General features: G+C 62.4%; 17 protein-coding genes. 8 read left to right on the top strand and 9 right to left on the bottom strand.

Translation table 11 applies throughout. The features are described from left to right. Position 1: 1 nt before the first annotated feature. From pilB to AAG793_RS09565, 7 genes are all read left to right on the top strand, one after another. Positions 2-1,735, top strand: coding sequence for a type IV-A pilus assembly ATPase PilB (gene pilB, locus AAG793_RS09595; protein WP_341907248.1), 1,734 nt, complete (start codon positions 2-4; stop codon positions 1,733-1,735). Positions 1,736-1,818: 83 nt separating this feature from the next. Beyond that, complete coding sequence (locus tag AAG793_RS09590; protein WP_341907246.1) at positions 1,819-3,039, top strand: type II secretion system F family protein; 1,221 nt, start codon at positions 1,819-1,821, stop codon at positions 3,037-3,039. Next, entirely contained in the window at positions 3,039-3,896 is an 858-nt protein-coding gene (locus AAG793_RS09585) for an A24 family peptidase (RefSeq protein ID WP_341907243.1), read from the top strand. Before AAG793_RS09590 ends, AAG793_RS09585 begins: the two co-directional genes overlap by 1 nt. A gap of 25 nt (positions 3,897-3,921) precedes the next feature. After that, positions 3,922-4,539: a dephospho-CoA kinase gene (coaE, locus tag AAG793_RS09580; protein ID WP_341907240.1), complete on the top strand. Its 618-nt coding sequence runs from the start codon at positions 3,922-3,924 to the stop codon at positions 4,537-4,539. A 61-nt stretch (positions 4,540-4,600) separates the two neighbouring features. Next, positions 4,601-5,356 (top strand): cell division protein ZapD, encoded by a 756-nt coding sequence (zapD, locus tag AAG793_RS09575; protein ID WP_341907238.1) that lies wholly within the window; start codon positions 4,601-4,603, stop codon positions 5,354-5,356. Between the two features lie 67 nt (positions 5,357-5,423). Further along, on the top strand, positions 5,424-5,630 hold the full coding sequence (locus AAG793_RS09570) for a DNA gyrase inhibitor YacG (RefSeq protein WP_341907235.1): 207 nt from the start codon (positions 5,424-5,426) through the stop codon (positions 5,628-5,630). 105 nt (positions 5,631-5,735) lie between these two features. Continuing rightward, the gene (locus AAG793_RS09565; protein ID WP_341907233.1) at positions 5,736-6,008 is read left to right on the top strand and encodes a hypothetical protein; all 273 of its coding nucleotides are present in this window, start codon (positions 5,736-5,738) and stop codon (positions 6,006-6,008) included. Positions 6,009-6,040: 32 nt separating this feature from the next. On the opposite strand, the gene grxD is transcribed toward AAG793_RS09565, so the two are convergent. The 4 genes from grxD to hemA form a co-directional block, all read right to left on the bottom strand. Then, on the bottom strand, positions 6,041-6,370 hold the full coding sequence (gene grxD / locus AAG793_RS09560; RefSeq protein WP_341907231.1) for a Grx4 family monothiol glutaredoxin: 330 nt from the start codon (positions 6,368-6,370) through the stop codon (positions 6,041-6,043). A gap of 156 nt (positions 6,371-6,526) precedes the next feature. Next, positions 6,527-7,381, bottom strand: coding sequence for a peptide chain release factor N(5)-glutamine methyltransferase (prmC, locus tag AAG793_RS09555; protein ID WP_341907695.1), 855 nt, complete (start codon positions 7,379-7,381; stop codon positions 6,527-6,529). Between the two features lie 16 nt (positions 7,382-7,397). Further along, the gene (gene prfA, locus AAG793_RS09550; RefSeq protein ID WP_341907229.1) at positions 7,398-8,519 is read right to left on the bottom strand and encodes a peptide chain release factor 1; all 1,122 of its coding nucleotides are present in this window, start codon (positions 8,517-8,519) and stop codon (positions 7,398-7,400) included. Positions 8,520-8,642: 123 nt separating this feature from the next. Beyond that, positions 8,643-9,950 carry a glutamyl-tRNA reductase gene (gene hemA / locus AAG793_RS09545; protein WP_341907226.1) on the bottom strand — a complete coding sequence of 436 codons (1,308 nt, stop codon included), beginning with the start codon at positions 9,948-9,950 and terminating at the stop codon, positions 8,643-8,645. 120 nt (positions 9,951-10,070) lie between these two features. Between hemA and AAG793_RS09540 the strand changes: the two genes are divergently transcribed. Beyond that, complete coding sequence (locus AAG793_RS09540; RefSeq protein ID WP_341907222.1) at positions 10,071-10,361, top strand: hypothetical protein; 291 nt, start codon at positions 10,071-10,073, stop codon at positions 10,359-10,361. A 33-nt stretch (positions 10,362-10,394) separates the two neighbouring features. Here AAG793_RS09540 and ugpQ read toward each other — a convergent pair whose 3' ends face one another. The 5 genes from ugpQ to ugpB form a co-directional block, all read right to left on the bottom strand. Further along, on the bottom strand, positions 10,395-11,141 hold the full coding sequence (gene ugpQ, locus AAG793_RS09535; RefSeq protein WP_341907220.1) for a glycerophosphodiester phosphodiesterase: 747 nt from the start codon (positions 11,139-11,141) through the stop codon (positions 10,395-10,397). A gap of 83 nt (positions 11,142-11,224) precedes the next feature. Next, on the bottom strand, positions 11,225-12,229 hold the full coding sequence (ugpC, locus tag AAG793_RS09530; RefSeq protein WP_341907217.1) for a sn-glycerol-3-phosphate ABC transporter ATP-binding protein UgpC: 1,005 nt from the start codon (positions 12,227-12,229) through the stop codon (positions 11,225-11,227). A gap of 110 nt (positions 12,230-12,339) precedes the next feature. Continuing rightward, positions 12,340-13,194: a sn-glycerol-3-phosphate ABC transporter permease UgpE gene (gene ugpE / locus AAG793_RS09525; RefSeq protein WP_341907214.1), complete on the bottom strand. Its 855-nt coding sequence runs from the start codon at positions 13,192-13,194 to the stop codon at positions 12,340-12,342. A 9-nt stretch (positions 13,195-13,203) separates the two neighbouring features. After that, a complete protein-coding gene (gene ugpA, locus AAG793_RS09520) occupies positions 13,204-14,085 on the bottom strand; it encodes a sn-glycerol-3-phosphate ABC transporter permease UgpA (protein ID WP_341907212.1) in 882 nt (293 codons plus the stop codon). 141 nt (positions 14,086-14,226) lie between these two features. Beyond that, positions 14,227-15,540 carry a sn-glycerol-3-phosphate ABC transporter substrate-binding protein UgpB gene (ugpB, locus tag AAG793_RS09515; protein ID WP_341907209.1) on the bottom strand — a complete coding sequence of 438 codons (1,314 nt, stop codon included), beginning with the start codon at positions 15,538-15,540 and terminating at the stop codon, positions 14,227-14,229. Positions 15,541-15,642: the final 102 nt, after the last annotated feature.

Below are 15,642 nucleotides of genomic sequence, written 5' to 3'. Positions count from 1 at the left end.
CATGGCTGCTGTCGATACCGCGATCAATCAATCTCCCGCCATAGCGCTGCCTGGCCTCGGACGAGCGCTGGTGGTGGCAGGAAAGCTGGGGCAAAAGGCCGCCGAAGACATTTTTCGTAAAGCCCAGACCGGGCGGACCAGCTTCATTGCCGAGTTGACCGGCTCGGGCGCGGTGTCCGCGTTTGATCTGGCGCACACCATGTCCAGTGCGTTTGCCGCACCCGTGCTGGACCTCGAAGCCATCGACGTTCAGCGTCTGCCCAAGGGGCTGCTGGACAACAAGATCTGTACCACTTACCGCATCGTGGTGCTGAGCAAGCGTAACAACCGGCTGATCGTGGCGACGGCAGACCCGTCCGACCAGGAGGCCGCCGAGAAAATCAAGTTCTCGACGCAGATGGGCGTCGACTGGGTGATTGCGGAATACGACAAGCTCTCCAAACTGGTGGAGGCGGCCAACACCACGGCCGCTGAAGCCATGGAAAGCATCATCGGTGACGACTTCGAGTTCGATGAGTCCGCGACGGACGCTTCGCCTGACGACGGTGATGCGGCAGTTTCCGAGGTTGAAGACGCGCCCGTCGTCAAGTTCCTCCAGAAAATGCTGCTTGATGCGTTTAGCATGCGCGCGTCGGATCTGCATTTCGAGCCGTTTGAGCACACCTACCGCGTGCGCTTCCGTGTGGACGGTGAACTGCGCGAGATCGCGTCGCCGCCGGTGGCGATCAAGGACAAGCTGGCCGCACGCATCAAGGTCATTTCCAAGCTTGATATTTCCGAGAAACGCGTGCCGCAGGACGGCAAGATGAAGCTCAAGGTCGGACCAGACCGCGTGATCGATTTCCGTGTCAGCACCCTGCCCACGATGTACGGCGAGAAGATCGTGATCCGTATCCTGGACCCGAGCAGCGCCAAGCTGGGTATCGATGCGTTGGGCTACGAGCCTGCCGAAAAAGAACGGCTGCTCGCCGCCATCCAGAGGCCTTACGGCATGGTGCTGGTCACCGGCCCGACGGGCTCCGGCAAGACGGTGTCTCTCTACACCTGCCTGAACATTCTCAACAAGCCGGGCGTCAATATCGCCACGGCGGAAGACCCGGCCGAGATCACCTTGCCGGGGGTCAACCAGGTCAGCATGAACGACAAGGCCGGCATGACCTTTGCCGTCGCGCTCAAGGCTTTCCTGCGGCAGGATCCGGACATCATCATGGTCGGTGAGATCCGCGATCTGGAGACGGCAGACATTGCGATCAAGGCGGCGCAGACCGGTCACATGGTGATGTCGACGCTGCACACCAACGACGCGCCAACCACGCTCACGCGCATGCGCAACATGGGTATTGCACCCTTCAATATTGCGTCCAGCGTGATCCTGATCACGGCGCAGCGGCTGGCCCGCCGCCTGTGTCCGAATTGCAAGGCGCCTGCCGATATTCCCCGGGAGACCCTGCTCGAAGCCGGTTTCAAGGAAGACGACGTGGATGGCTCCTGGACCCCTTATCGTCCGGTTGGATGCAACATGTGCACAAACGGTTACAAGGGCCGTGTCGGCATCTACCAGGTCATGCCGATCACAGAGGAAATCCAGCGGATTGTGTTGCGTGATGGCACCGCACTGGAGATTGCCGAGCAGGCCCGCGCCGAGGGCGTCAACAGCCTGCGCGAATCGGGCCTCTATAAAGTTAAACTCGGAATGACTTCGCTGGAAGAGGTGCTCAGTTGCACCAACATGTAGTGTCAAGCGTGGCTTCTCATTCGTCCGGCCTCCTGCAGCCGCCAACAAACGATTGATCGCTGTCCCGTTAACGAGAAGGCAATATGGCAACAGCAGCAGCATCCAAGGACGTGAAGGAATTTGTCTTCGAGTGGGAGGGCAAGGACCGTGCTGGCAAACAGGTCAGAGGTGAGACCCGTGCGGTTGGGGAAAACCAGGTCAAGGCGGCCCTCAGGCGCCAGGGCGTCACGCCCAGCAAGATCAAGAAGCGCCGCATGCGGGGCGGCAAAGCCATCCGGCCGAAAGACATTGCGATCTTCACGCGACAACTCGCGACGATGATGAAGGCCGGTGTCCCACTGCTCCAGTCTTTCGACATTGTCGGCCGTGGCAACCCCAACGGGAGCGTGACCAAACTGCTCAACGATGTGCGTACGGATGTGGAGACGGGGACGTCGCTGAGCGCCGCATTCCGCAAGTACCCCATGTATTTCAATGCGCTGTACTGCAACCTCGTCGAAGCCGGTGAAGCCGCCGGTATTCTGGAGTCGTTGCTGGACCGGCTGGCGGTCTACATGGAAAAGACCGAAGCCATCAAATCGAAGATCAAGTCAGCGCTGATGTACCCGACCTCGGTGGTGGTGGTTGCATTTGTAGTGGTTGCGGTGATCATGATTTTCGTGATTCCTGCCTTCAAGACCGTCTTTTCGTCCTTTGGTGCTGATCTGCCTGCACCCACGATGTTCGTCATCATGTGCAGCGAGTTTTTTGTGGCGTATTGGTGGCTTATTTTCGGGGGCCTGGGCGGCGGGTTCTACTTCTTCATGCAAGCCTGGAAGCGCAGCGAGAAGGTTCAGAAGTTCATGGATCGACTGATGCTGAAGATACCGGTGTTCGGCGCCCTCATCGAGAAGTCATGCATCGCCCGCTGGACTCGCACCCTGTCCACCATGTTTGCTGCAGGTGTGCCACTGGTCGAAGCGCTAGACTCTGTCGGCGGTGCTTCAGGTAATTCGCTGTACGCCGATGCCACAGAAAAAATTCAGCAGGAAGTTTCCACCGGCACCAGCCTGACGGCGGCGATGACCAACGCCAACCTGTTTCCGACCATGGTGCTTCAGATGTGCGCCATCGGTGAAGAGTCCGGCTCGGTGGACCACATGCTGGGCAAGGCCGCGGACTTCTACGAGGCCGAGGTGGATGAAATGGTGGCGGGTCTCTCCAGCCTGATGGAGCCCATCATCATCGTGTTTCTTGGCAGCCTGATTGGCGGCATTGTGGTGTCCATGTACCTGCCCATCTTCAAATTGGGTCAGGTGGTTTGATGGGGGGTGGTGCAGAGCTGCCGCCCTGGGCGTTGGTTGCCGCGGTTGGTCTCTTCGGGCTGCTGATCGGCAGTTTCCTCAATGTGGTGATCTACCGTCTGCCGAAGATGATGGAGCGGCAGTGGGCCGAAGAGTGTGCGGATCTCTCCGGAACGCCGTTGGCGCCTGCCGACAAATTCAACCTGCTGGTGCCGCGTTCGCGCTGCTCCAGTTGTGGTCATCTGATCGCATGGTATGAAAACATCCCGGTGCTCAGCTACCTGTGGCTGCGCGGTCGCTGTTCGGTGTGTGGCACCGGCTTCGGAGTGCGCTACCCGGTGATCGAGCTGCTGACCGGCGCCTTGTTCGCGTTCTGTGCCTGGCGATGGGGATCAACGCCAACCACGGTGGCCTGGGCCGCCTTCTGCGCGGCCCTGCTGGTTCTGGCCGTGATCGACTGGGACACCACCCTGCTGCCCGACGACATCACCCTGCCCTTGCTCTGGGGCGGACTGATCGCTGCGGCGCTGCAATGGAATCCTGCTGTCAATCTGGCATCGGCCTTGTGGGGTGCGGTGGCGGGTTATCTGTCACTGTGGCTGGTGTACTGGGCGTTCAAGCTGGCGACGGGCAAGGAAGGCATGGGGCATGGCGACTTCAAGCTGTTTGCTGCGCTGGGCGCGTGGTTTGGCTGGTCTGCGCTGGTCCCCATCATCCTGATGGCCTCGGTGATCGGTGCCCTGGTGGGCATTGGCCTGAAGCTGTCTGATGGATTGCGCGAGGGAGGGTATGTGCCTTTTGGCCCCTTTCTGGCGGGCGCGGGTTTCACCGCCATGTTCTTTGGCCCTCAGACGATCCTGCGTGTGATCGGCCTCTGAGGCAAGGCATAGCGCGACGGCACCGATGTCTCCCCTCTGTATCGGATTGACCGGCGGAATCGGCAGTGGCAAGAGTACGGTGGCCGCCATGCTGTCGGAGTGCGGCGCCACCTTGATTGACGCCGATGCAATCTCAAGATCGGCCACAACCGCAGGCGGTCAGGCGATGGCGCCAATTGCCGCAGCCTTCGGTGCTGACTTCATGGCGCCCGACGGGTCGCTGGACCGTGACCGGATGCGGCAACTGGTTTTCACCAATCCGTCTGCCCGGCAGCGGCTGGAGGCCATCGTCCACCCCGTCGTTGGCGAGGTAATCCAGTTGCAGATGCGTCGGGCTACCGAAGCTGGATCGCGCTGTGTGGTGGTGGACATTCCGTTGCTGGTCGAATCTCTGCGGTGGCGGCCCGTGCTACACCGCGTGCTGGTGGTGGACTGCAGCGAAGCCACCCAAAAGGCCCGGGTGGCCGCTCGTGAGTCGGGTCGGCCGGGCTGGACGCCAGAGGCCACCGACAGGGTCATGGCCAGTCAGGCCAGCCGGACACAGCGCCTGGCGGCGGCCGATATCTGCATCCATAACGACGGCATCAGCCTGCCCGAACTGCAAGACCTCGTGCGTCGGCTGGCGCCGTGCTTCGGGCTATGATGCGCAAAGATTTCACCACGTCAGCCAAGTAGCCGTTAGCCTTTAGAGCCCAGCAAGTCCTGTGATCCTGTACGAGTATCCTTTCAACGAACGCATTCGCACCTACTTGCGGCTGGAGCACCTGTTCCACCGCCTGGGTGAGCTGGTCGAGAGGGAAAGTCCGACCGACCATCACTTTGCGATCACCACGATTTTCGAGATCATGGATGTGGGTGCCCGTGCCGACCTCAAGACGGATGTGCTGAAAGACCTTGAAAAGCAGAAGCACGTGCTCAACGGCTATCGCGGTAACCCGGCCATTTCCGAGGCGGTGCTGGACGAAGTCACTGCCCAGCTGGAAGGCTGCTTCGCGGCGCTGAACAATCTGCCGGGCAAGGCCGGTCATTCCCTGACTGAAAACGACTGGCTGATGAGCATTCGCAGCCGCGTCGGCATTCCGGGCGGCACCTGCGAGTTTGATTTGCCGGCCTATTTCGCCTGGCAGCAACATGCACCCGCCGCTCGCCAGCAGGACCTGCAGCGCTGGATTGCCCCGCTGGTGCCGCTGGCTGAGTCCATTCGTGTGCTGTTGACGCTGTTGCGCGATTCCGGTGCGCCGCAGAAAGTGGTGGCGCCTGCCGGGCAATACCAGCAGACCCTGCCGCAGGGCCGCACATTCCATTTGCTGCGTCTGCGCATCGACCCCGGGCTCGGGTTGATTCCCGAAATCAGCGGGAACCGCCTGATGGTGTCTGTGCGTCTGATGCGCCATGAAAGTGACGACCGCCTGCACGCCAGCACCGACGATGCCACGTTTGAGCTGACGCTCTGCTCTTGAGTGGATGAGTTTCCCGAGCAGACCTGCGCCAGATTGAAATTGAGACTGAGCCGAGATTGAGACCGAGATGAGCCAAGATCCCCTGCCCGTCAAACAGGTGGTGTGTCCGGGTTGTGGCGGCCCCAGCATTTACGCCCCCAGCAACCGGTTTCGCCCCTTTTGCAGTGAGCGCTGCAAGAGCGTCGACTTCGGTGCGTGGGCCAGCGAGGGCTTCCGCCTCCCGGCCGACACCCCGCCAGACGACGAAGTCTACGGCGACCCCAAATTGCAGTGAATCACGGCTCTCGCGCGGAGCGTGAGGGAGCCACAAGAACAAACGAAAAAAGCGAACAAACGGCAGGCAATCGGGCCCAGCCGTGGTCAAGAGGGAGGAAAAAACATGAAATTCCGGAACACGGGATGGGCAGTCGGCATGGCGCTTGCCATTTTGTGGAGCGTGCCTGCCAGATCGGCACAGGCTCAGAACACGCTTGCCGGTGGTGGCGCTGACACTTCGGCGGCCAAGCCTGCCAAAAAGCAGAAATCCGGCAAGTCCGGCAGCGTCAAGTTTCTGCCGGGCTCGGCAGAAACACGCTCGGAGCGGGCCACCCGCCTGAAGCGCGAGTGCAAAGGTCGCGTGAACGCGGGTGCTTGCGAAGGCTACGCCAGCTGAGCAGCCAGCGCCGTCGGCTCCCGCTGGAGCCTTCAGTTGGCTGGTGCGCCCAGCACCTGCTGCAGTTCACCGTTCTCGTACATCTCCATCATGATGTCCGAGCCGCCGATGAATTCGCCCTTGACGTAGAGCTGCGGAATGGTCGGCCAGTTGCTGAATTCCTTGATGCCTTCGCGGATCTGCGGATCTTCCAGCACATTGACCGTGGCAGGCTTGGTCACGCCGCAGGCCTTGAGCAACTGGATGGCCCGGCCTGAAAAACCGCACATCGGGAACTGGGCGGTGCCCTTCATGAACAGGACGACATCGCTGGATTTGACGATGTCGGCGATGCGTTGCTGGGTCGGGTCGGTGGTGCTCATGGTGAAATCCTCTGGAATTCTTCGGGGATAGGCCGTTGGCCTGCGCAAGGGGCCTGTGTTCACAGGACCGTTAATTACATGGACTCTGGAAACCAGAATTCAACGACCCGATTATCTCGCCGTTTGCAGTGGCCGTGTCTGCGCCGGGCCAGGCGCTTAACCGCCCGGCCATTGGCCGCCACTGCAGCGCTCAATGCCGGCCAGGTCTTTGCGGCTCTGGACCTGCATGAAACCCTGCTGGACCAGCAGCCCGCGCACGGCTGTGGCCTGGTCGTGGCCGTGCTCCAGCAACAGCCAGCCGCCTGCAAGCAGGTGCCTGGGGGCGTTCTGGACGATATTTTGCAGGTCGTCCAGCCCGTTCGGCCCCGCCGCCAGGGCTTGCAGGGGCTCGTGAACCAGCGCGTCGAGATGAGGGTCACCGCTTGCGACGTACGGCGGATTACTGACGATCACGTGAAAGTGTCCACTGACTTCATTCAGCCAGTGGCTCTGCATGAACTCGACCGGCAGACCCAAGCGGGTAGCGTTGCTGCGGGCGACCTGCAGGGCATCCGCACTCGCATCGACAGCGACGACCCGCGCCCGGTGACTGCCGGACTGGCACACGTGGCAGATGGCCAGCGCGATCGCGCCGCTGCCAGTGCCCAAGTCCAGCACCTCATGTGGAGGGGTGTGCTCACTGATCGCCAGGACATCCAGCGCCCATTGCACCAGTGTTTCGGTGTCGGGGCGGGGCACCAGCACCCGTGGGTCCACCTGCAGATCAAGGCCGAAGAATTCCTTGTGTCCGACGAGATAGGCCACCGGCTCGCCTTGGGCCCGGCGCAGACAGAGGGTCTGGTAGCGGGCGGCTTGTTCGTCAGCGAGCAGGTCGGTGTCGTGGGCCAGCAGCCATGCGCGCTCGTCTGCGGACTTGCCGAGTGTGTGCAGCAGAAGCAGCTGCGCGTCCAGCCGGTCCAGCCCGAGCGTCTGGGCGGATGTCAGCGCTTGCGAAAGCGTGGGCTGGTTCATCATGGGGTGATGCCGCTCACACGCCCTGGCTGGCGCTTTCCAGATCCGCCAGTTGCTCGGCACCGCGCGCGACCTGTAGGGCGGTCACCACATCACCGAGGTCACCTTCCATCACGGCCAGCAGTTTGTAGAGGGTGAGGTTAATGCGGTGGTCGGTGAGGCGGCCCTGCGGGAAGTTGTAGGTGCGGATGCGGTCGCTGCGGTCGCCGCTGCCGACTAGCCCCTTGCGCGTGGCGGCGTCTTTAGCGGCGCGCTCGGCACGGTCTTTTTCGACGATGCGGGCCGACAGCACCTGTAGCGCCTTGGCCTTGTTGCGGTGCTGGCTGCGGTCGTCCTGACATTCGGCCACGATGCCGGTCGGGATGTGCGTGATGCGCACTGCCGAGTCGGTCTTGTTGATGTGCTGGCCACCCGCACCGCTGGCGCGGTAGGTGTCGATGCGCAGGTCGGCCGGGTTGATCTGGATGGCTACCGCCTCGTCGGGCTCGGACAGCACGGCCACGGTGCAGGCGCTGGTGTGGATGCGCCCCTGGGTCTCGGTGGCAGGCACCCGCTGCACGCGGTGGCCGCCAGACTCGAAGCGCAGCTTGCCGTACACGCCCACGCCGGTGACATCGACCGGTCCGTCGATGCGCAGCACCACTTCCTTGTAGCCCCCTAGCTCGCTGGGCGATTCGCTGATGATCTCGACCTGCCAGCGACTGCGTTCGGCGTAGCGGGTGTACATGCGGCACAGGTCGCCTGCAAAAAGCGCTGACTCGTCACCACCGGTGCCGGCGCGGATTTCCACGAAGGCGGCTCGCGCGTCGTCCGGGTCTTTGGGAATCAGCATCAGCTGCAGGGCTTCGTCGAGCTGCACGATGTCGGTTTTGGCGGCGGCGATCTCTTCCTCGGCCATGGCGGCCATCTCGGGGTCGTTGCGCGCGTCGAGCAGCATGCCTTCGGCGCTGGCCAGATCGGCCTCGCGGCTGGTGAGGCGGCGGTAGTGTTCGGCCACCACGCTGGCCTCGGCATGCTCACGGGTGAGCGCGCGGAAGCGGTCAAGGTCGCTCACCACGTCGCTGGCTGAGAGCAGGGCGTCCAGCTCATGCAGGCGGAGCAGCTGGCGCTCCAGGGTCTGGCGAAGAAAAGGCTTCATGGCTCGGGTGGGGCTCGGGAAACTTCAACGGGGGAGCCACGGCAAGGTGGCAATGGCGTAGTCCCGCGCGGCTTGCGGGGACGGGCGAGGGGCAAATCACGCGTTTGCGCGTTTGCCCGGGCGCTAATGTTCTTTGCCGTCCTGCGGCGCAGGCGCGGTGGGGCGCACCTTGGGAGTCTGCCCGCGCAGGAACAGCCGTGACACGGCCTGTGCTGTGGCGTCGTGTGTGGTGGCGTCGCTGGCATGCAGCTCGGCCATCGCGCCATGCATCATCTTTTGAGTCAGGCCGCGGGTCAGGGCTTCGAGCACCGAGTCGATGCTTTCACCTTTGGCCAACAGCTTTTTGGCGCGGCTGATTTCCAGTGCCCGCCATTCATCGGCCTGCGCATTGAGCTGCTGGATCAGGGGCACGGTGCGCCGTTGGTCCAGCCAGTGCATGAAGTTCTGTACACCGGCGTCGATGATGACTTCAGCCTGCGCCACTGCCGCTTGGCGGTTGTCCTTGCCGGTCTGCACCACCTGGGCCAGATCGTCGACGGTGTAAAGGTAAATATCCGGCAGCGCCTTGACCTCGGGCTCGATGTCACGCGGCACTGCAAGGTCGACCATGAACATCGGGCGGTGCTTGCGGCGCTTTACCGCACGCTCCACGGCACCCAGGCCGATGATGGGCAGGGTGCTGGCGGTGCAGCTGATGATGGCGTCGAACTCATGCAGCCGGTCGGGCAGGTCGGCCAGGCGCATCACTTCGGCACCGAAACGGCCGGCCAGCTTTTCACCGCGCTCCAGTGTGCGGTTGGCAATCGCCATGGACTTGGGGTTTTTGGCGGCGAAATGTGTGGCGGCCAGCTCGATCATCTCGCCGGCGCCGACGAACAGCACCTTGATGTCGCCGAGGTCTTCAAACAGCTGTCCGGCCAGCCGCACGCTGGCTGCGGCCATGCTGATGCTGTGGGCGCCGATTTCGGTGCTGGTGCGAACTTCCTTGGCCACCGCAAAGGAGCGCTGGAACAGCTGGTGTAGCGTGGTACCCATGGCGCCAGCATCTTCTGCGGCACGCACGGCTTCCTTCATCTGACCCAGGATCTGCGGCTCGCCGAGCACCATGGAATCGAGGCCACTGGCCACGCGGAAAGCGTGCCGTGCGGCCTGGTCGTCATGCAGGGTGTAGGCGTGGGAGCGGAGCACGTCGATGTGCACGCCACCGTTCTGGGCCAGCCAGTGCAGGGTTTGCTCCAGATCGTTGTGCTCGCCGGCGCAATAGATTTCGGTGCGGTTGCAGGTGGATAGCAGCGTGGCTTCAGGCTGGCGCACCAGCGACTCGCGCAAGCCCCGCAAGGTCGGTACGATCTGGTCTACCGCATAGGCAAAACGCCCGCGCAGATCGAGCGGCGCCGTGTGATGGTTTAGCCCGAAGGCCCATACTGACATGCCTCATTATAAAATTGATCTGCCGTTGCGGGTTTGGGCTCTGTCAATGACTTCTGATAGTTTTCCCTACGCCAAAGCAGGACTTTCTGCAGGCCGCTACCGCTCACTCCGGCACTGTTCATGACCGCCTACCTTCTTCTCAATCACCTGCTGAACTTTGTGGCACCTGCGGCCATGGTGGCGTTGCTGCTGGTTCTGGCAACGCGATTGATGCCGGGTTTTTTGGGGGCCAAGCGATCCATGGTGCCGTCGATGCGGTCCCAACTGGCCGTCACCTTTCTGACCGGTCTGGTGATTCTGGTGGCCGGGTTGCTGGTGTTCGGGCGAGACGGCAAATTGCTGACCTACGCCGCACTCGCAGGCGGCGCGGCACTGAGCCAGTGGCTGCTGCTTCGCGGCTGGAAACGCTGATTCGCCTCCTGGCCCTGGCCTGCGCCGGGGAGTTCAGCGATCCGGCCGGAACACATCCACCCGGTCGGTGATGATGCCGTCAATGTCCAAATCAAGCAGCCGCTGCACATCGGCGGCTTCATTTACGGTGTAGCTCAGCAACCTGAAACCCGCGTTTTTTGCCTGCGCAACGGTATCGGCAGTCCAGAGCGGGTGGTGGCACACGATGGCCACGCAGCGCAGCGCTGTGGCGATACCCAACCAATCTGGCGGCAATTTGTGCAGCAGCAATCCGCGCGGTAACTGAGGTTGTGCCGAAGCGGCAGCGGCCAGAGCCTCTGGCTCGAAGGAGGTCAGCAGCGGAGGCACGGCAGCGCCTTGCCACAGCCGAGCTGCCATGTCGGCCACGTGCTGCCCGGTGCGCGCCGCCAGTCCCGGCGAGGGCTTGATCTCGATGTTCAGCAAGTGCCCCTGCTCGCGGCACCAGCCGGCAATCGACTCCAAGGTGGGCAAGGGTTCGCGTGCATAGCCTGTGGAATGCCAGCTGCCGGCATCGAGCGCGGCGAGGGCGTGCCACGGCTGGTCGCCGGCCACGCCGGTGCCGTTGGTGGTGCGCTCCAGCGTCGCGTCGTGAAGCAAAAAAGGCACATCGTCTGCGCTGAGCTTCACGTCGCATTCGAACATGCGGTAACCGTGACGCGCGCCGAGCTGGAAGGCGGCCAGCGTGTTTTCAGGCGCCAGCTTGCCGGCGCCGCGGTGTGCAATCCAGCGCGGGTAGGGCCAGGCAGATGTTGCCCCCACGCTCCCCACTGCGTGTGGTTCGCTGCCCCCCGGGGGGGCGTGTTCCGGCTTGGGGCGGCCCGGCGCCGAAACTGTGGCGTCTATCATATCCGTTGACCCGTCTGTGCGTCGAAGTAATGCATGCGATCTTCGCGCGGCAGCGCATGGATGATGCTGCCCACGGCGGGTGCGGGCTGGTCTTCGTGGGTGCGGATGATGAGCCGTTCTTCGCCCAGTCGTGCGTGAACCAGTCGCTCGGCGCCGAGTAGTTCGACGGTTTCGACCTGCAGCGCCCAGCCGCTGGGGCCGATGTCCAGATGTTCGGGCCGCACACCAGTGATCTGGCCCGGCTTGCCGCCAGGGGCGGACTTCAGCAGGTTCATCGGTGGGGAGCCGATGAAGCTGGCCACAAAGGTGGTGGCGGGGCGCGAGTAAACCTCTTCCGGCGTGCCGAACTGCTCCATGTTGCCGGCATTCATCACGATCATTCGCTGCGCGAGCGTCATTGCCTCGACCTGGTCGTGCGTGACGAACAGCGAGGTGATGCCGAGTTCGCGGTGCAACTTCTGGATCTCCAGCCGGGTCTGTGCGCGCAGCTTGGCGTCGAGATTGGACAGCGGCTCGTCGAACAGGAACACCTGTGGCTGGCGCACGATGGCGCGGCCCATGGCGACGCGCTGGCGCTGGCCGCCGGAGAGCTCGCGCGGTTTGCGGGCCAGCAGGTGGCCCAGCTCGAGGATGCCTGCCGCCTTGTCCACGCGCTGCTTGATCTCGGCGATCGGCACCTTCTTGATCTTCAGGCCGTAGGCCATGTTGTCGAACACCGTCATGTGCGGGTAGAGCGCGTAGTTCTGGAACACCATGGCGATGTCACGCTCGGCGGGCTCCAGGTTGTTCACCACGCGGCCACCAATGCTGATCTCGCCGCCGGAGATGTCTTCCAGGCCGGCCACCATGCGCAGTAGTGTCGATTTGCCGCAGCCCGAGGGGCCGACGATGACGATGAACTCCCGGTCGGCGATGTCGGCGTTGACGCCGTGAATGACCTGCAGTTCGGTTTTGCCGCTGCCGTACTTTTTGATGACGTTTTTGAGTTGTATGGATGCCATGAAGACTGTCTTTGGTGTATGAATTCAAGCGGACGCCGCAGAACCGGCTCTGCCGGGCTGCTGGCGTCGCCCCCTTGAGGGGGAGGCGCCGAAGGCGCTTCGGGGGTGGTTCATTTCTCTGTGTCCACGAGACCCTTGACGAACCAGCGCTGCATCAGAATCACCACCAGCGCTGGCGGCAGCATGGCGAGGATGGCAGTGGCCATCACCACGTTCCACTCGGTGTAGGACTCGCCGGCGATCAGGCGCTTGATGCCCATCACCACAGGGTACATGCTCTCCTCGGTGGTCACCAGCAGGGGCCACAGATACTGATTCCAGCCGTAGATGAACTGGATGACGAACAGTGCCGCAATCGAGGTGCGGGACAGCGGCAACAGCACATCCTTGAAAAACCGCATCGGACCGGCGCCGTCCATGCGCGCCGCCTCCACCAGTTCATCCGGCACCGTCAGAAAAAACTGGCGGAACAGAAAGGTGGCGGTGGCCGAGGCAATCAGCGGCACGGTGAGGCCAGCGTAGGAGTTCAGCATGCCCAGATTGGCCACCACCTCATACGTCGGCCCGATACGCACCTCGACCGGCAGCATCAGCGTGACAAAGATCATCCAGAACACCAGGTTGCGTAGCGGAAAACGGAAATAGACAATCGCAAAGGCCGACAGCAGCGAAATGGCAATCTTGCCGATGGTGATGATCAGCGCGCTCATCAGGCTCACCCACATCATGGGTGCAGCGGCCGGTATCTTGCTGCCAGCGCTGGTCTCACCGCCGAAGAGGGCGGTCCGGTAGGTTTCCAGCATGTTGGTGCCCGGCAGCAGCGACATCGGGAAGGACTGGGCAATCTGCTCCGCTGTCTGCGTGGAGGCGACAAGCGTGAGGTAGAGCGGAAAACCCACCACCAGCACGCCCAGAATCAGGACGGCATGCGACAGGATGGTGAGGCCGGGGCGTTTTTCAATCATGGCTGGGCCTCAATACTGCACTTTCTTCTCGACGAAGCGGAACTGGATCACCGTGAGCGTGATAACCACCACCATCAGCACCACCGATTGCGCGGCTGAACCACCCATGTCGAGCGCCTTGAAGCCGTCGTAATAGACCTTGTAGACCAGAATGGCGGTGTCCTTGCCAGGCCCGCCTTGTGTGGTGGCGTCGACGATGCCGAAGGTTTCAAAGAAGGCATAGACGATGTTGATCACCAGCAGGAAGAAGGTGGTGGGCGAAAGCAGCGGGAACACGATGGACCAGAAACGGCGCCATGGGCCGGCGCCGTCAATGGCGGCCGCTTCAATCAGCGATTTGGGAATGGACTGCAGACCCGCCAAGAAGAACAGGAAGTTGTAGGAAATCTGCTTCCACACCGCTGCGGCCACGATCAGCGTCATGGCGTGGTCGGCGTCCAGCAGGTGATTCCATTCGATGCCCATGGCCCGCAGGTAAAACGCCACTACGCCCATCGGCGATGCAAACATGAAGATCCACAACACGCCGGCGACCACGGGAGCCACGGCATAAGGCCAAATCAGCAGGGTCTTGTAGACAGCGGCGCCCTTGAGCACACGGTCGGCAAACACGGCCAGCATCAGCGCAATCGACAGGCCGATCACCGCCACCAGAATCGAGAAAACAGCCGTGGTCTTGAACGATGCGAGGTAGGTGCTGTCAGACCACAGGCGCCTGAAGTTCTCCAGACCCACGAACTCGGTGGACAGGCCAAACGGGTCCTGGGTGAGCAGGCTCTGGTACAGCGCCTGTGCGGCCGGCCAGAAGAAAAACACCAGCACCACCGCCATCTGCGGTGCAATCAGCACCCAGGGCAGCCAGCTTGACTTGAACCGAACGCGTTTTTCCATGGGGATTCAGCTCAGTAGCTCAGTAGAAGGAACAGGGAACAGCAGCGAGGAACAGGCTTCAAAAGCAAAAACCGCCCTGGCCCGTGGTGTCGGTCGCAGGGCGGGTGGGGCCGGGCCCGGTCAGAGAGCCGGGCCGCCCGGTCAGGACTTGTTAGCCTTCTCGAAACGCTCGAGCTGCTCGTTGCCGCGCTTGACCGCGGAGTCCAGCGCATCCTTGGCCGACTTCTTGCTGGCCCAGACCTGCTCCAGTTCCTCGTCATTGATGGTGCGGATCTGCACAAAGTTGCCCAAGCGGATACCGCGCGACTTGTCGGTCGTCTTGCGGATCATCTGCGTCACCGACACATCGGTGCCCGGGTTCTGCTTGTAGAAGCCGCTGCTGTCGGTCAGCTTGAACGACTCGATGGTGACTGGCAGGTAGCCAGTGCGCTGGTGGCTCTTGGCGGCTTCTGCCGGCTTGGACAGGTGCGCGAAGAACTGCGCTACGCCTTTGTATTCGTCGGCCTTCTTGCCGGACATCACCCACAGGCTGGCGCCGCCGATCACGGTGTTCTGCGGTGCACCTGCCACATCCGGGTAGTAGGGCAGGGTGCCGATACCGGCAGCGAACTTGCTGTTGCGCTTGATGTTGCCGTAAAGCGCCGAGGAACCTGTGACCATGGCGCATTCGCCCGACACGAAAGTGGCGTCTGCCGCGTTGCCGCGACCTTTGTAGACGAACAGGCCGGTCTTGGCCATGTTGGCCAGGTTGTCGATGTGGCGAACGTGCAGCGGGCTATTGAAATTCAGGCGGGCATCAATGCCGCGCATGCCGTTGCCCTTGGTGGCGAACTCGGTGTTGTGCCAGGCGGCGAAGCTTTCCAGCTGCGTCCAGCTCACCCAGCTGGTGGTGAATGGGCACTTGTGGCCCGCTGCCTTGAGCTTGCCGGCGGCCAGCGCCACTTCAGGCCAGGTTTTGGGTGGGTTCTCGGGGTCCATGCCGGCCGCCTTGAACGCGTCCTTGTTGTAGTGGAACACTGGCGTGGAGCTGTTGAACGGGAAGCTCAACATCTGGCCGTTGGGGGCGGTGTAGTAGCCAGCCACTGCTGGCACGTAGGCGGCCGGGTCGAACTTCACGCCGGCGTCGTTCATGATTTTGCCCACCGGAACAATGGCGCCCTTGCTGGCCATCATGGTGGCGGTACCGACCTCGAACACCTGCAGGATGTGCGGCGCATTGCCGGAGCGGAAGGCCGCGATGGCGGCCGTCATCGATTCGTCGTAGCTGCCTTTGAACGTGGGCACGATCTTGTACTGGGACTGGCTGGCGTTGTAGTCCTTGGCGAGGTCGTTGACCCATTCGCCGAGGGCGCCACCCATGGAATGCCACCACTGGATTTCAGTCTGGGCGTGGCTGGACAGCGGAAGGGCCAGCGCCAGGGTGGAGAAGGCGAGGGCGGAAAGACGTTTTTTCATGCAGGCTCCTGAGTAAAGGGGGAAAAAGGTCGCGGATAAAGTCGCGGATTAAGGCATTTCAGGTTAAACCCATGAGGGTAGGCACTGTTTGTGACAAACAGA

The organism is Polaromonas sp. YR568 (genome assembly GCF_943372955.1).
In the GTDB taxonomy this organism is placed as follows: domain Bacteria; phylum Pseudomonadota; class Gammaproteobacteria; order Burkholderiales; family Burkholderiaceae_C; genus Polaromonas.
Note: the sequence above shows the minus strand (reverse complement) of the source record. Positions and strands in the feature narration are given on the sequence as shown.

What these genes read in the sequence shown, in the direction of transcription:
- pilB (WP_341907248.1), top strand. Translation starts at nt 2, where the DNA reads ATGGCTGCTGTCGATACCGCGATCAATCAATCTCCCGCCATAGCGCTG.
- AAG793_RS09590 (WP_341907246.1), top strand. Translation starts at nt 1,819, where the DNA reads ATGGCAACAGCAGCAGCATCCAAGGACGTGAAGGAATTTGTCTTCGAG.
- AAG793_RS09585 (WP_341907243.1), top strand. Translation starts at nt 3,039, where the DNA reads ATGGGGGGTGGTGCAGAGCTGCCGCCCTGGGCGTTGGTTGCCGCGGTT.
- coaE (WP_341907240.1), top strand. Translation starts at nt 3,922, where the DNA reads ATGTCTCCCCTCTGTATCGGATTGACCGGCGGAATCGGCAGTGGCAAG.
- AAG793_RS09570 (WP_341907235.1), top strand. Translation starts at nt 5,424, where the DNA reads ATGAGCCAAGATCCCCTGCCCGTCAAACAGGTGGTGTGTCCGGGTTGT.
- AAG793_RS09565 (WP_341907233.1), top strand. Translation starts at nt 5,736, where the DNA reads ATGAAATTCCGGAACACGGGATGGGCAGTCGGCATGGCGCTTGCCATT.
- grxD (WP_341907231.1), bottom strand. Translation starts at nt 6,370, where the DNA reads ATGAGCACCACCGACCCGACCCAGCAACGCATCGCCGACATCGTCAAA.
- prmC (WP_341907695.1), bottom strand. Translation starts at nt 7,381, where the DNA reads ATGAACCAGCCCACGCTTTCGCAAGCGCTGACATCCGCCCAGACGCTC.
- prfA (WP_341907229.1), bottom strand. Translation starts at nt 8,519, where the DNA reads ATGAAGCCTTTTCTTCGCCAGACCCTGGAGCGCCAGCTGCTCCGCCTG.
- hemA (WP_341907226.1), bottom strand. Translation starts at nt 9,950, where the DNA reads ATGTCAGTATGGGCCTTCGGGCTAAACCATCACACGGCGCCGCTCGAT.
- AAG793_RS09540 (WP_341907222.1), top strand. Translation starts at nt 10,071, where the DNA reads ATGACCGCCTACCTTCTTCTCAATCACCTGCTGAACTTTGTGGCACCT.
- ugpC (WP_341907217.1), bottom strand. Translation starts at nt 12,229, where the DNA reads ATGGCATCCATACAACTCAAAAACGTCATCAAAAAGTACGGCAGCGGC.
- ugpE (WP_341907214.1), bottom strand. Translation starts at nt 13,194, where the DNA reads ATGATTGAAAAACGCCCCGGCCTCACCATCCTGTCGCATGCCGTCCTG.
- ugpA (WP_341907212.1), bottom strand. Translation starts at nt 14,085, where the DNA reads ATGGAAAAACGCGTTCGGTTCAAGTCAAGCTGGCTGCCCTGGGTGCTG.
- ugpB (WP_341907209.1), bottom strand. Translation starts at nt 15,540, where the DNA reads ATGAAAAAACGTCTTTCCGCCCTCGCCTTCTCCACCCTGGCGCTGGCC.